This window comes from Gammaproteobacteria bacterium, assembly GCA_022450155.1.
Lineage (GTDB): Bacteria > Pseudomonadota > Gammaproteobacteria > Arenicellales > UBA868 > REDSEA-S09-B13.
Map to the genome: position 1 here is coordinate 89,302 of JAKUQR010000006.1, position 15,174 is coordinate 104,475.

Sequence of the window (15,174 nt, forward strand, 5' to 3'; positions counted from 1 at the left end):
TTGTCCTTAAGAATCAGCAGAAACGGTAGTGATCTAGGGATACGTCATCGCCGGTCCATGAATAGACTGTCAGCGCCGGTGTGCTATCCGTTCGCATAGCATGGGTCATCATGGATGGAATATCAATAATGTCGCCAGCCCCTTTTGCCTGGTAGGGTCCACCATCCAGCGACCAGCTGCCACAGCCGGCCAGAACGATATACACCTCATCCGCCGGGTGAACATGATCGGCATAGTCGATACCTGAGATCAAGGCGAATAGACCGACCCGGAAACTCCGGTGCTTGACCAGACCTGTCGGGCCGATCAGCTGACTGTAGGGCGTGTGTGACCGGGCGGATTCATGCCACTGAAGTTCTTTGGCCACTGCTATGATTTCGCAAACCGATGGCATCTGCGATTCGCTTTGCAACAGTTTTAGGATCGGACCTGGAAGGTCGCACAGTGTGTCGAGACTACTTATCGGCTGGACCGGTTCGGTGCTGATTGTGGTATCCACCGATTGGAGCAGATCGACGGTGCGGCGACAGGCATCACTGGACCCACGGTCGAATTCCGCCGTGATGGCAGTCAGCAGGGTATCAACAGCAGTTTGAATCGATTCAGGACGCATATGCAACGTGAAGCTAGGCTGGGGATTACGCAGATGTTACGCTCAGCAATACCTCACGATCCAGCCACATCGCCCACCCGGCGCACACGAACGCGAAGACTGTTGCCGGGCAGATAAGACAGTGGTATATCTTCGGTTTCGATGGTTGTCAGCGTGGCTTCAGCCGCACCCGCCGCGAGGGCCCGCGATGTCGCCAGCTGAGTGGCTTGTTCGATCGCTTCCGTGCGCGAGAGATCCCGAAAGATCTGGTCGACCTCGCCGGATACCTGTGCAATGGCCGCACCCACTGCGTTGGCACAGTCGCCATGGGTGACATGATGCAGGTCGGACACACCCCTGAGTCGGTCGGGTACCAGAAACGCACCCCCGCCGACCGCGATCAGTGGTGTATCGCCGGCGCGGGTTTTAACCCGGTCGACGGCTTCTTCCAGGAGCCGTTCACATTCAGTCAGTACTGCAGATTGTGTGTCGGTGTCGATGCTGTGCAGAAGTTCTGCATTACCGAGGTCGAGCAGGCCGCGGGCGACGGCGATGTCTGTTGCCGTCAGTTGACTGCCGCCAAAAATAAGCCCGTCATGTATCAGCTGGTAGCCGACCGACAGCGGGCCGACCTGCAGTGGATCAAGGCAGACATGACTGCCGCCGCCCAGTCCGAATGACAGCAATTCCGGCATCCGGAACAGAGTGCGCACACCACCGATCTCGACAACCGTGTTGGACTCCCGCGGGAAACCACTGACCAGTTGGCCCACATCGGTTGTGGTGCCGCCAACATCGACTACGATGGCATCGTCTATGCTGGATAGATAGGCAGCGCCGCGCATGGAGTTGGTGGCGCCGGAGGCAAAACTGTAAACCGGAAACCGGATCGCTGTTGCGGCCTCGACCACCGTACCGTCGTTCTGGGTGATATACAGCGGTGTGTTGATACCGACTTGATGGAGTGCTGCCTCAAATGCGTTGATGGTCTGAACTGCCAGACCGCTCAATGCTGCGTTCAGCAGCGCAACATTTTCCCGCTCCAGCAACCCGATCCGACCCAGGTCGGACGAAAGCGTGATCACGGCGCTGGGAATTTCGTCCGCAACGATGGCGGCGGCACGTTGTTCGTGGTCGGCATCAATGGGGGAAAAGATCGACGCTATGGCAATCGCGGTCAGACCCTGGTCACGCATTTCAGTAGCCGCCTGACGAATGGCGTCCTCATCCAGGGGTAGGATGGGCCGACCGTCGTATTCATGACCACCTTCGACCGACCACACACCTCCCTTGGCGATGTTTGCGAGGTCACCCGGCCAGTCACAGAACGGCATCAGGCTGCTGCTGACTGGATCACCAATACGCAGCGCGCCGACTGGCGACAGAGAACGGCGCTGCACGATCGCATTCACAAAATGTGTGGTGCCGATCATCACGCTGTCAACATCGCCCTGACCGGCAGGTTCAGCACGCAGTGCTGACAGAGCTGCGATGATGCCGCCGGTCACGTCTTCGCTGGTGGGCGCTTTCACCGCGCGCAGGACTTCACCGTTCTTGATCAGGACTGCATCGGTGTTGGTGCCGCCAACGTCGATGCCGATGCGTCTCATGACACAAAGACAGAGGTATAGGGGATGTCGTAGCCGAACGCGCTGGGGCCAACCAGTTCGAGTCCCCGCGCTGAGAGAAACACCTCAGGCGGGGGTAGGGCAATCACGCTGACGCGCTGTCCGTAACGGATCGTTTCGGTGCCGATGGCTTCCCCGGAGTCGCTGTTCAGTACACAGATCAGATCCGGGGACGTGACCCGCGGTGTGCCATCCTGCCAGGCAACGACCCACTCATTCTGGAAGCTGATCTGCATCAGTATGCCCTGGGAGTCATCCAGACCCTCCAGCGTGACCTGTCCACGCAAGAAACCTTCCGTGGTTCTTCGTTCAATGTCAGTCACCTTCCCGCTGTAGAGTCTTTTTCCCGGTTCGACACGAAGGATGGCTTCGATCGGATCGTGATGCAGTTGTTGCGCGTTACGCACGGCCGAGCCAATTTCAATGGCCTTGGTGGTGGTATACGGAATCGCCCAGCGCTTGATTTCAGCGCCGCTTCGCGGTGCCTTGCAGGTTGCGGCGACCGATCCGTACTCAGTACAGATCTTGCGGCTGACGCGCTCCATCCATTTCCAGGAGGGTACTTTGTAGACGACTGATTCCACTCCCCGCGGATCGATACTGGTCAGCGGGTAGGGTCTTAAGTCGCCGACCGCGAAACTGGTCATTTGTGCTTCTGGGTAAGCACGGCCCATACAGTCGGCATCGACGACGGGCCGGTCCAGGTGCGCGGCAGCCATGAGCGGCTGGATGGCATTGCCACCGCCGATCTCCAGGGACATGATGGCCTGAAAGTCGACGCCGGTGATCTCTTCCATGAGCGCGACGGCACGGGCCATATTGCGGCTGTCCGTCAGCCGTTCCTGACCAACCAGCGGCGCCCCCTGGTTGGAGACGACCGCGATCGTGTCGGTATCGCCCAGGGAGTCCGGAGAGATTAGACGGACGCGATGGCCTGCGGCATACAGCTGGCGCATGTTCAACAGACCCAGGTAAGGGCTGCCGCCGCCGCCCGTACCGAGGATCCACGCACCCACCGCCAACGACTCAATATCGTCCAGACTGAGTTCTCGTGTTTCGGTCATTCCAGCAGTCCCCGGATGGCGCGGCCGGTGACCGTGATGGCCAGCAGCGTGGGCACACCCACAATGGCCGAGGCGATGGCTTTGCTCTCGGGGGTATAACTCATACAGTCCATCGCGACGAGGTCCGGTTTTAGGTGTGCCAGGCGTTCGGCGGCCGCTCGTGTGTGGGTATCATCCGCACTGGGGCGCAAAGCTTCGGCGACCACCTCCACACCAGTGCGCTGCCACTTCGCCGCCAGCTTGTTTGATTGTTCGGGCAGCGGGATGAGCAGTCCCAGCCGCCCGCGCGGGAGCAAACTCTCGGCAAGCGCATTGAGAATTCGCGAGGGAAAGATCACACCGGTATCACCGTCCATCGGAGGAAACTCGCCAGTGCAGGCAAAGACCAGCGTATCGGCGCCATCGCCACGAAGTTGTTGCAGTGTGTTGGACGCCCGTTCAATCGCGTGGGTTTTTGAGATTTTGACGTCAACCCCGCCGCGTAGCCGGGTGTACAGCGTATCGGCACCATCCATCGGTGGGCGCTGGGCGATCGGGTCATCGGTCAGGTTATCCAGACAGCCCCGCAACAGGATACGGGTGGACGAAGGTGTCTGCTCGGAAAACAGTGCGGCAATATCATCGCGCGGTGCCTGCCCGATCGTGGCAATGCCCAACGTGCGTTCGGTCATCACCGAGACAGGGGTTCAGGGCAGGGGCAGTCGTGCCAGTCGTCCGCCATCGACCGTGTAGATCTGACCTGTGACAAACGAGGCGTCATCTGAGACCAGCCAGGCGACCAGTGATGCGACTTCTTCGGGTGTGCCGGTACGGCCCACCGGGTGGATACGGCCGAGCTCCTCGCGGAAGCGCGCCGGGTCCGGCATCGACTCGATGAAGTCGGTATTGAGTTCGGTATCAATCCAGCCCGGTGCGACGGCGTTACAGCGGATGCCGTCCGGCCCGTGATCGACTGCAACAGCGCGTGTTAGCGCATGCAGGCCCGCTTTGGACGCACAGTAGGCTGGGTGGCGTGCATTCGAGCCCAGGCCTTCGATGGAGCCGATGTTCACAATACGGCCGCCGTCTCGAAGATAGGGCAGTGCCTGTTTGATCAGAAGAAAAGGTGCCCGAAGATTAACGGCCAGCGTTCGGTCCCAGTCCTCAACCGACATTTTTTCGACAGTCGCCTCCAGCATTATGCCCGCGTTGTTAATCAGAATATCGAGCTGTCCAGCGTGTTCAGTGACGTGCTCAATAATCTGGCGGGGGGCGTCGGTGTCGGCGAGATCGGCGCAGATGCTGTCAAATTCAGGGTCGTCCTGCCGTTGTGCGGTAAACACCTGAATTCCCTGGCTAGCCAGATTCCGGGCACAGGCCTGTCCGATGCCGCTGCGCCCGCCCGTAACCAACGCAACCTGTTTACGGTCTGTCGTCATGTCACTGGCTTTCCGCCATTGACTTCAACCAGCGCGCCGCACATGTAGCGCGACTGATCAGAGACGAGAAACAGCACCACATCGGCGATCTCTTCCGGTTGGGCGATATGCCCCAGCGGTACGGACCGATTGAGATCATCAATGGCTTTTTCAGGATCGATGCCGCGGGCACTGAATCCCGAGCGCAGCATGGGCGTGTTCACTTCGTTGGGGCAGACGGCGTTCACACGGATGCCCTGGTGGGCGTGGTCATGGCCCAGGCACTGCGTCATCGATGCGAGTGCTGCTTTAGACATGCAGTAGAGCGGATGATTCGGGCCAGGCCGTACACCCCAGCAGGATGAGACATTGACAATGGCACCACCGCCATTGGCAGCCAGGATCGGTATGGCCGCCCGGCAGATACGGAAAGGTGCTTCGACGTTGACAGCCATAGACTGAACGTAGTCATCGTCCGTTGAGTCAGTAATAACACCGCGGCGGATGATCCCGGCGTTGTTGATCACAATATCAAGACCGCCCAGGGCTTCGCGAGTTTTTGCGGGCAGTGCATCGCAGTGCGCGGAATCGGTAAGGTCCCCAAGGATAGCGACATCACACGGGATACCTTCGAGCTGAATATCTGTGGCCGCAATAGCCGCACCCGCGTCGGTCAGCGCCCTGACGATGGCCTGGCCAATACCCCCGGCCGCGCCGGTGACCAGTGCTTTTTTTCCAGATAATGTCATCGATGTATTTTGGGCGTGCTCACACCTATCAGGACATTTTGGGAGGACACCAGCCTAAAATAGTCCCGGTTGCAGCGGTGAGGCAGCCACGAGCCCGCCATCCACGGTCATCGACTGGCCGGTCATGAACGCACTCTGGTCTGAGGCCAGCCACACGGCAGCGGCGGCAATGTCTTCCGGCTGACCCAGCCGGCCCACCGCATGCCGGGCCAGTGCGTCCGCTTTGGATGCGGCTGGATTTCTGGCGAGATCGAAGGCGGCATCAATCATGCCGGTTGTAATCCAGCCCGGGCAGATGGTGTTGCAGCGGATACCTTCGGCACCGTGGTCTACCGCAATCGATCGACTCAGACCTGCGACAAACGCTTTGGATGCGTTGTATAGCGCCATGGTCGGGTCCGCATGCTCGCCACTGATCGAGCCGATGTTGATAATCGAACCACCGCCTGAAGCCGTCATGATCGGTATGAAGCGCCGGCAAACCAGAAACACCCCCCGCGCGTTGGTGCCCATCAGCTGGTCCCAGTCCGCATCGGTGCTGTCGACCACGGTTTTTTCGAGCTGAACTCCGGCGTTGTTGACGAGGATGTCGATGTCGCCGAGTTGATCGACCGCAAATTCAGCCAGTGTGTCGACCTCATCTCGCTCACTGACATCAGCCTGCAGCCAGTGAACCGCGTCCGGCAGATCGCTATCGGCTGCGTGTCGGCTGCTGGTCACCACCTGTGCGCCTTCGGCGACAAATTTGTCCACGATGGCGCGGCCGATCCCACGACTGCCGCCGGTGACCACGGCGGTCTTGTTCTGCAGTTGTCCGGTACCAGTCGGGTAATTCATGGGCTGCATGCCCTGCGATAGGCATCGAGTACAAGGCCGTGAAAATGATGGACCCCATGTTCACTCAAACCGGACCCCGTGGGATCCACCACATAACGACCCTGATTGAAGGCTGGAGTCTGCATGCCGCGCTGTACGCTTTCGACCAGCCCGATGTCTTCAGGCTGCAGTACGTCATCAATGAATTGGATCGCTTGCATTTCAGCATCGGTGGGTGTGTCGGTTTCAAAAAAGAAATCAAATTCCTCATAGGTCTCTCCCGCATTGACCGGAATAAAGCGCCATACCATGAAGTTACCTCTGCCTGGGTAACGCATCAGGGCCATGTTGGGCCAAAGATACCAGACCGCGTGGTCGGTCACACTCACATCGTCGACGCCATAGGCCTGGTTTTCGGTGCGGCCGGCTTTGGCCATGTGGCTGGAATAGATGCCGTGGGTTTTGACTTTGTAGGTATCCATCTCTACTAGTGTCACAAAATCTTTGTGAGCCACGGGGCAGTGATAGCACTCCAGAAAATTGTCGACGATGGCTTTCCAGTTGGCTTTCAGGTGATAGGTCAAACGGTGTGCAAAGGTCAGCTCTGCGAGATCCGGTGCATAGGTCATTATTTCCTGGGCGAGGTCACCGCTTTGCTCAGCCAGTGCTGAAGCGTCAGGGCTGAGATTGACAAAAATCAGGTGACAGAAGAGCTCGACCTGGATGGGTTGCAGGCGAATGTCACTGTCCCGGAAGTTTTCGATCAGTTCACTGCGCCGCGCGCGCCGCAGCGATCCATTGAGATCGTAAACCCAGCCGTGGTACGGGCACGTGATGGTGCTGGTGATGCCTTCACCCTGCAGCAGTTCATGTCCCCGGTGCTGACAGACGTTGTAAAAAGCCTGGAGGACACCGCCGGTATCGCGGGCCACAAAGATGCTCTGGCCCTGTAGGGATGCGGTGACATAGTTACCGGGTTGGCGCAGCTTTTCTTCGTGACACACGAACTGCCAGGTCCGGTGGAATATTTGCTCGCGTTCAGCAGTCAGAAAACGGTCATCGCGGTAGCAGTCACTGTGGATCGAACTCGAGCGCGCGGCGACCGGATCATAGCCCCGTCCTATATGATCGATATCAGCGCACGTCAGTGGGGTTGCGGTCATCCTCTGGCCTTGAGCAGCGGGGCGGTCAGTGTTGACAGCCGGGTTTTTTGATTGCCGTCATGATCAAAATTGTCTGGATCAAGCCACTGTTCAAAAGCTAGCTTGAGATCAGGCCATTCCCGATCGATGGTGGCATACCAGGCCGTGTCACGGTTGCGTTGTTTATACACGGTGGCCTGACGGAAGATGCCTTCATAAGACAGGCCCAGTCTCTGGGCCGCCGTGCGGGATGGCGCATTGAGCGTATCGCATTTCCACTCATAACGCCGGTAGCCCAGTTCAAATGCCTGTTTCATCATCAGGTACATCGCTTCAGTCGCGGCCGGCTTTCTTTGCAGTAGCGGGGAGTAGTGGATATGGCCGACTTCGATCGTCCCCGCTAGTGGCGTGATTCTGAGGTAACTGGCAATCCCGACGGCGGTCTGGCTTTCACTGTCGATGATGGCAAAGAAAAATGGATCATCCAGCTTGGCCATACCACTCAGCCAGGTGTGGAACTCGACATAGTTCTCGAATGGGCCCTGCGGCAGGTAGGTCCAGTTGTGACCTTCGGTATCGAGCGCATGCGAATCGAACAGCGATTGTCCATCGTGGTCCGCGTCAAGACGTTCGAGCTGGCAGTACCGTCCGATCATCGGTTCTGCAGGCGGCCTGACCGGTGGGGTCCAGTCGTCTACGGCAAAACCAATTGGTTGAATGGTCATCGCTTCAGATTGTTTTCGTCGTGCGAAATTGCCGGCTCAGATGAATTAATGCCCGCTTCACGACTCTGGTACCGATACGACTGATTCAAAGATCAAACGAGCAAAATGCTGTTGAACCGGGTCCCAGTAGGGCGATAGCACGCCACCATCAAACCCGTCGGATAAGCGCCCAGCCTGCATGCGCTCCAGGATGCTAATGTCTTCATTGTTGAGATCATGCCAATTTTTGATGACCACGTTGCGCGCGTTCGTGTATTGATCACTATTCGCGCCGTCGCCGACAAAATAAAGTCCGATCGTTTCTTTGCATCGATCAGGTCCTGATGGTGCCGCAACAAAGACGGCGAGCTGGTCCGGAAAGATCTCAAATGCAAAATTAGGGAACAATACATACCAGTCCCCGCGCCTTTTCTTGTCACTCGGAAGGTTCGGAAAGTATGGCAATCCCTCCCCGCGGGCAGGATCCGTTTTCTTGAATTCGTAGCCGCATGAAAGGATGTGATTTTCGAATGTCGGCGGACTTCGTTCCGCCATAGCGACAAATGAATTAAGCCAGGGATGGCAGGAGAAGACGTGATAAGGCTCGATGAAATTTTCGATTGCCAGTTTCCAGTTTGCGCGAATATCGAATTCCAGTTCGGTAGCAAAATGCAAGGCGCTAAGATCGTATCCATCAAGTTTATTGACTATGGGCTCAATATGAGCGGAAAAATTGCCGGCATTCCCATCTAAGTTAACAAACACCCAGTCGTTCCAGGTTTCACATCGAATCTCGATCAAGTTTGACTGCTGGCATTGCGCAGGATTAACGTCGTGTTTGCCACCACCGAAAAAATGAGGCCGTGACAACAATTTTCCGCTGAGGCTGTAGCTCCATGAATGGTTGGGACAGACGATCGTGCGGCATTTGGATTTCCATTCGTCGACAAGTATCGCACCCCGATGCCGGCAGACGTTGTGAAAGGCTCTGATAGCGGTTTCATCGCTTTTAGTCAGCAGGATGGGTTGCCCGGCCACCTCCACGGGTAACAGGTCTCCAACATCCTGGAGTTTGTGAGCAAAGGCAGCGAACACCCAGGTCTTTTTAAACAGTGAGTTCTGCTCCAGCTTGAAAAACGCCGAATCAGTGTAGGCAGCATTAGGCAGGCCAGACCCCTCAGCCGTGGGTTCAGTGATGCGTGTCCATAGATCTGGATCAAACCAATGATCGTTACCCACCTGACACTCCTGTTGTATCGAGAGAATTCATGGGTCCTCCACGATGCTACTCTTACCTGTAAATGCTTCGCGGGCCCACCCAGTGTTTCTTCACTGTAAAGACCAGGCTGCCTGAAATCCATCCAGAACTGCCTCTTCAACGGTTCTGGGGGCGAGTGCGTCACCGACTTTTATGAGTGTGGGTTGTTTGTGCGTGCCGGTTGGCTCAAATAACCAGTCATATTGCTTATTTGATTGGGGTGCGTAGCAACTGACGATCGTGTCGACGTTTTCGCAGATAATCGGTTCGCCGTTGATCATATGCTGGAAAAATACAGAGCGATCCTGCGCTCCGAAAAAACGGGCGAAGTTTATTAATTCAACATTCAGGCTCTGCAGTTCGCCGATCCATTGGTCTCGAACAATACCCGGAATCGACTCTCCAGGAATACTGGCACCCGACAGCAACCTCACGTGATGCCCTTCCAGCGCCAGTTTATGAGCAACTCCAAGGCCGGTCCAATCGCATGCCCAGTCTGCAATGACAACGTTCTGTCCAATTTTCTTGTGGCGCTGGATGACAGACCAAGCATGAACGAGTTCTACATCGTTTACTTCAACTTCTGGCAGCCGGGTCACTGCGCCTGTTGCGACAATTATTGCATCGGGCTCGAATTTGTTGACCGTCTCACTGGATACGGTTGAATTTAAGCAGACATCAACGCTGTTCCGCTCCAACTCATGTACAAGGTTAGTAGTGACACCGCCAAATTCGGCCCGACCGGGCAGTAATTCTGCAAGATTTACCTGGCCGCCGAGCCTTGCCTGCTGCTCAAAAAGTAAAACCCGGTGCCCGTGTTCTGCTGCAGTCACGGCGGCTTTCATCCCTCCTGGTCCGCCACCGATAACCATAACCGTCTTCGTTGATTGCGATTCTTGAGTATTCTGGAAGAGTTGCTCTCTACCGGTTCGCGGATTCTGGATGCAGGAAATCGCGTGGTGTGTTAGACGATGCCCCACACAGGCTTGATTGCATCCGATGCAGGCGCGAATATGATCGCTTTTGTTCTGGGCAACCTTATTTACAAACTCGGGATCGGCAATCAGTGCCCGCGCCATGCCAATCATGTCGGCCTTACGCTCAGACAAGATCTCTGAAGCCGTCTGAGGTTGGTTGATTCTTCCTGCAACCAGGACTGGTTTCGAGATTGCATTTTTCAGTCGTGCAGCATCGTCTGCAACATAAGCATGGGGGATAGCCATGGGTGGAAAGACATGAATCCAGCCGGCGGGAGAAGACGACGAACCAGAGATCACACTGAAGTAATCGAGGACATCGTCCTCTTCCAGGGCGCTGCAGATTTTGATGACCTCATCGGCATCCAGGCCGGTATCAGTCTTCTCGTCCAGGGTGATGCGAATTCCCAAAGTTTTCCCCTGACCAATTGCCTTTCTTGTCTGTGTAACCGTTTCGCGCAAGAATCTCAGTCGGTTTTCGAAGCTGCCGCCAAACTCATCTTCGCGTCGGTTCGTTGCCGGGTTTAGAAACTGAGCAATCAGATAACCCATACTCGCTAGAATTTCGACGCCATCTAAATCTGCTTCCACCAAACGCACAGCTGCCTTGGCGTAGCTGTCAATGACCTCCCAGACCATTTCATTGGGCATAGGCCTGGGCACCACGCGATAACGTTCATCGGGAATATCGGACGGTGAGTAGACTAATGGTTTTGATCCGTCATGACTGGATCGGACGGCACGCCCCGCATGGTACAGCTGCCCGAATACCGCTGTGCCATGCTCTCTGCAAGCTCTGGATAGCTTTTTGAGTCCAGGAATTATGCTGTCACGACCCGCATTCAAGTAAGCCGACTCGAACTCGAAGCTTGGGTGAAAAGCCATGCCCTCGAGAATGATCAGGCCCACGCCGCCTTTTGCGCGGGCCTCGTGATATGCGATCAGGTTATTCGTAACGACCCCTTCGGAACCCAACGTCGTGCCGTGTGGAGGATTGAAAATCCTATTGGCAACTCGTGTTGGTCCCAACGCAATGGGTTGGAGCAGGTTTCCGTACACCGTCTCCGTTGGTTTAGTACTGTTGCTATCAGGTTGATTCATTTCTGTGAGTTTACTTCCCAAAAGCAGGTCTGAAGATAGGCAGCAGGATAGTATAATTACAATACTACCGGACGGCGCGATGAGTTGACGTAGTCGAATCTGTGCAGCTCGAGATTGATCAGGGGATCACCGTTATCGGGAGTTCAGACCGTCCCGCGTCGCCGCTGTTTGTACAAGACCGCCCTCGTTTTGTGGTGCCAGTCGCTAGGCCACTGTTTGTTATGTTGAAAGCGGTGTTGCATGCGTTATTGGAGACTTTAATGGCTTCTGTTATCGCTGATGCCCATGAATGACTGGCTGCCAAATTCAAATGTATCCATGAGCAGGGTATTTTCTTGAACAGCGAAACCAGTTTGTCATGACATCAGACGACAAGGCGTCTAGTTCCGAAGTGATACGCACTTTGGAGCCAAACTACTACACCAGTGAAGCGCACTTCCAAAACGAGCGGTCGGGCCTGTTTATGCGGACCTGGCAGTACGCAGGTCATGTTTCTCAAATACAGAAACCGGGTGATTACTTCACTTATGAGATCGCCAGGCAGGGCTTGTTCTGTATCCAGGATGCTCAGGGCGAACTACGTACATTCTATAATGTTTGCCAGCACCGGGCTCACGAACTCGTGCACGGTGCAGGCAATTGTCGCAAGGTAATCGTCTGCCCGTACCATGGGTGGACCTACCAGCTGGACGGTCAGTTGCTCAAAGGCCCGAACACCGAAGTCGTACCAGGGTTCTCGAATGAAAAGATCTGCCTGTCGAAGGTTCGTACAGAAGTCCTCTGCGGTTTCATTTTTGTTAACCTGGATGACAACGCTGCACCCATGGCAACGTGGTATCCGAACCTAGAGCAGGAGTTACGGGCATACGTGCCGGATATCGATACGCTGAAGCCCCTGGAGTGGATTCAGGTACCCGAAAAATGTAACTGGAAGGTGTCAGTTGAAAACTATTCAGAGTGCTATCACTGCCGGATCAATCACAAGACGTTTGCTACCGGTGTCATAAAGCCCGAAACCTACGACATTCAACCCCAGGGATACTGCCTGCGCCATACCACCGAGTGTCAGAATCTTGACCAGATGAGTTACCCCATAAACCTGGATGCCAATGGGCATGCCGGTGACTATTCATCGTGGTTTCTCTGGCCCACATTTTCGTTTCAAGTCTATCCGGGTAATGTGCTCAATACCTATCACTGGCAGCCCACAGATGTTGAAGAGGTCAGGCTGACCCGAGGCTGGTTTACGGTCGGTGGCGAAGAATCAAGAATCATCCGTGAACTGGCAGTACAGGACCGCGCGACCACCGTCGAAGAGGATATCCACCTGGTTGAGTCGCAACAGAGGGGATTCAAGAATCGCGGTTACCGGCCTGGACCTTTGGTCATCGATCCGGCAGGTGGCGTGAATTCAGAGCATTCGATCAAGGTACTGCAGCAGTGGATGCGCGAAGGGTGTGAGTTGTAAACAGCGATGAAGATTAAGAAGATTTCCGTCTATCAAAAGGATCTGCCACTTTCCGAGCCCTATTGGTTGTCCGGTGGACGGCTGAAATTCGAAGTGCTGGATGCCACCTTCGTGAAAATAGAAACCGATAGCGGCCATATCGGCTGGGGTGAAGGCACGCCTTGGGGACATACCTATGTACCTGCCCATGGCCCCGGCATCCGGGCTGGCATCGAAACCATTGCTTCTGTTCTGATAGGCATGGATTCACGACAGAATGAGCGGATTGAATATGTGATGGACAAAGAACTCCCCGGTCATCCTTATGTGAAATCTCCAATCGACATGGCCTGTTTGGATATTGCTGGCCAAGCTGCTGGCCTGTCGTTGCCGGACCTGCTGGGTGGGCGCTATGAAACCGGTACGCGCATCATGTCATCCGTGTCTTCAGGTCAGCCTGAATACATGATAGAGATCATCGAGAAATACCGGAAGATGGGCTATCGTGGCCATTCGGTAAAGGTGGGCGGCAGCGATATCGAGCTCGATATTCGGCGGATCCGGCATATCGAACAAAACCGGCTTGAGGGAGAGCGCATTCTCTATGATGTTAACCGGGCTTGGACACGCCGGGAAGCCGCTATCGTGATGAATGCAGTTGCTGATCTGGGAGTGACGTTTGAGCAACCTTGCGAGACGACGGACGATATCAAGGCCGTGCGTGCGGTGACCACTTCTCCGATTTCGGTAGACGAATCGTTGGTCAGTCTGAACGATATGGTTAGGATCGCCCACGAAGGCATTGCAGATGTTGCTGGAATCAAGATCAATCGGGTCGGTGGGCTGACCAAGGCCAAGCGGATTCGCGATGTGGCCATCGCTCACGGTATCCAGATTTATGTCATGGCCACTGGAGGCTCCGTATTGGCCGATGCCGAAGCCGCATCCTTGGCACAAACTATTCCGGATGAGTTCCGGCTGGGCTGCTGGGCTTGTCAGGACATGCTGACGGTCGACGTGGCCCCAGGCAGGGGACCGCGTAGCCAATACGGCGAACTTAGGATTCCAGATCTGCCAGGCTTAGGATTTTCTCCAGACGAGTCTTTGCTGGGAAAACCAGTTGCGGTGTATGCAGCATAGGACTCGGGCTGTTAACCGAGGCGATGCAAGATGACAACTGAAATCCCAAAGACCATGCAGGCGGTTGTACTGACAGGCCACGGTGGCCTGGATAAGCTGGTGTTTCATGATGATTGGCCCACGCCGGTTCCGGAAACCGACGACGTAATGATCCGCGTGGGTGCTTGCGGGCTTAACAACACTGATGTGAACACCCGCAGTGCCTGGTACTCCAAAGGGAACACGGAAGCGACCACCGGAGATGCTCTGACGGGTGCCGATGGGGAGGATGGCACCTGGGGCGGTACCTCAGTCAGTTTTCCACGAATTCAAGGGGCTGATGTTGCCGGTATCGTGGTGGCGGTGGGGCAGCAGGCTGATGCCGCACTCGTCGGACAGCGCGTGCTGGTCGACGGCTGGCTCCGCGACTGGAATGACCCTATGAATCTCGACAAAACCGGGTACTTCGGTAGTGAGTGTGACGGCGGCTATGCCGAATATACCAAGGTCAGTCAGCGTCAGGTCCATCCAATCGATTGCGTATTGTCTGATGCGGAGCTGGCGACGTTCGCCTGTAGCTATGTCACGGCAGAAAATATGCTGAATCATGCCCAAGTCGCGGCTGGCGATACCGTGTTGGTGACCGGTGCGTCGGGTGGTGTTGGGTCTGCTCTTGTCCAACTAGCAAACCGGCGCGATGCGGTTGTGGTAGCGCTATGTGGTGCTGATAAAGCACAGGCGGTGAGTGCCATTAGCCCTGCTGCGGTTCTCGAGCGTAACGCGGAAGACATCCGATCACGACTTAAGGCGGCCATCGGCCGCGATACGGTCGACGTGGTGGCAGATGTGGTTGGAGGTGTCCTGTGGCCACAGCTGATCGATGCCATTGCACGTGGTGGCCGTTATACCTGTGCTGGAGCCATTGCCGGGCCGGTCGTAGAATTCGACCTGCGGACGTTCTATCTACGAGATCTCACCTTTACCGGTGCCACGGTGGCACCGCCCGGCGTCTTCGAGGATCTGGTACGCTATATTGAGCAGCGTGAAATCAGGCCCTTGCTCGCGGCAACATTCCCTTTGTCGCAGTTTCATGCCGCCCAACAGGCGTTTATCGACAAGCAGCACGTTGGAAACATCGTGGTGTGCCCAGGCACTTAATGCGTAATCAGCGGATCCACAG

Annotated in this window: 14 protein-coding genes; 3 read left to right on the top strand and 11 right to left on the bottom strand. The window is 56.0% G+C overall.

Going from position 1 to position 15,174, the window contains the following annotated elements; all coding sequences use genetic code 11:
* Positions 1 to 13: 13 nt before the first annotated feature.
* From MK323_04920 to MK323_04970, 11 genes are all read right to left on the bottom strand, one after another.
* Positions 14 to 613: a dimethylsulfonioproprionate lyase family protein gene (locus tag MK323_04920; protein MCH2481501.1), complete on the bottom strand. Its 600-nt coding sequence runs from the start codon at positions 611 to 613 to the stop codon at positions 14 to 16.
* A gap of 53 nt (positions 614 to 666) precedes the next feature.
* Positions 667 to 2,202, bottom strand: coding sequence for a hydantoinase/oxoprolinase family protein (locus tag MK323_04925; protein ID MCH2481502.1), 1,536 nt, complete (start codon positions 2,200 to 2,202; stop codon positions 667 to 669).
* Positions 2,199 to 3,284 carry a DUF917 domain-containing protein gene (locus MK323_04930; protein MCH2481503.1) on the bottom strand — a complete coding sequence of 362 codons (1,086 nt, stop codon included), beginning with the start codon at positions 3,282 to 3,284 and terminating at the stop codon, positions 2,199 to 2,201. Before MK323_04930 ends, MK323_04925 begins: the two co-directional genes overlap by 4 nt.
* Positions 3,281 to 3,955, bottom strand: coding sequence for an AroM family protein (locus MK323_04935; protein ID MCH2481504.1), 675 nt, complete (start codon positions 3,953 to 3,955; stop codon positions 3,281 to 3,283). Before MK323_04935 ends, MK323_04930 begins: the two co-directional genes overlap by 4 nt.
* A 15-nt stretch (positions 3,956 to 3,970) precedes the next feature.
* Positions 3,971 to 4,702, bottom strand: a complete 732-nt coding sequence (locus tag MK323_04940) for an SDR family oxidoreductase (protein ID MCH2481505.1) — start codon at positions 4,700 to 4,702, stop codon at positions 3,971 to 3,973.
* Positions 4,699 to 5,430 (bottom strand): SDR family oxidoreductase, encoded by a 732-nt coding sequence (locus tag MK323_04945; protein MCH2481506.1) that lies wholly within the window; start codon positions 5,428 to 5,430, stop codon positions 4,699 to 4,701. Before MK323_04945 ends, MK323_04940 begins: the two co-directional genes overlap by 4 nt.
* A 54-nt stretch (positions 5,431 to 5,484) precedes the next feature.
* The gene (locus MK323_04950; GenBank protein ID MCH2481507.1) at positions 5,485 to 6,267 is read right to left on the bottom strand and encodes a glucose 1-dehydrogenase; all 783 of its coding nucleotides are present in this window, start codon (positions 6,265 to 6,267) and stop codon (positions 5,485 to 5,487) included.
* Positions 6,264 to 7,409 carry a ring-hydroxylating oxygenase subunit alpha gene (locus MK323_04955; protein MCH2481508.1) on the bottom strand — a complete coding sequence of 382 codons (1,146 nt, stop codon included), beginning with the start codon at positions 7,407 to 7,409 and terminating at the stop codon, positions 6,264 to 6,266. Before MK323_04955 ends, MK323_04950 begins: the two co-directional genes overlap by 4 nt.
* The gene (locus MK323_04960; GenBank protein MCH2481509.1) at positions 7,406 to 8,113 is read right to left on the bottom strand and encodes a GNAT family N-acetyltransferase; all 708 of its coding nucleotides are present in this window, start codon (positions 8,111 to 8,113) and stop codon (positions 7,406 to 7,408) included. The genes MK323_04955 and MK323_04960 overlap by 4 nt, the downstream gene beginning before the upstream one ends.
* Positions 8,114 to 8,170: 57 nt before the next feature.
* Positions 8,171 to 9,331: an aromatic ring-hydroxylating dioxygenase subunit alpha gene (locus MK323_04965; protein MCH2481510.1), complete on the bottom strand. Its 1,161-nt coding sequence runs from the start codon at positions 9,329 to 9,331 to the stop codon at positions 8,171 to 8,173.
* 90 nt (positions 9,332 to 9,421) lie between these two features.
* Entirely contained in the window at positions 9,422 to 11,428 is a 2,007-nt protein-coding gene (locus MK323_04970) for an FAD-dependent oxidoreductase (protein ID MCH2481511.1), read from the bottom strand.
* 358 nt (positions 11,429 to 11,786) lie between these two features.
* On the opposite strand from MK323_04970, the gene MK323_04975 reads away from it, so the two are divergent.
* The 3 genes from MK323_04975 to MK323_04985 are packed head-to-tail and all read left to right on the top strand — an operon-like array spanning position 11,787 to position 15,152.
* A complete protein-coding gene (locus MK323_04975; GenBank protein MCH2481512.1) occupies positions 11,787 to 12,896 on the top strand; it encodes an aromatic ring-hydroxylating dioxygenase subunit alpha in 1,110 nt (369 codons plus the stop codon).
* A 6-nt stretch (positions 12,897 to 12,902) separates the two neighbouring features.
* Entirely contained in the window at positions 12,903 to 14,015 is a 1,113-nt protein-coding gene (locus tag MK323_04980) for a mandelate racemase/muconate lactonizing enzyme family protein (protein MCH2481513.1), read from the top strand.
* 30 nt (positions 14,016 to 14,045) lie between these two features.
* Entirely contained in the window at positions 14,046 to 15,152 is a 1,107-nt protein-coding gene (locus MK323_04985) for a zinc-binding dehydrogenase (protein ID MCH2481514.1), read from the top strand.
* The last annotated feature ends 22 nt before the right edge of the window (positions 15,153 to 15,174 follow it).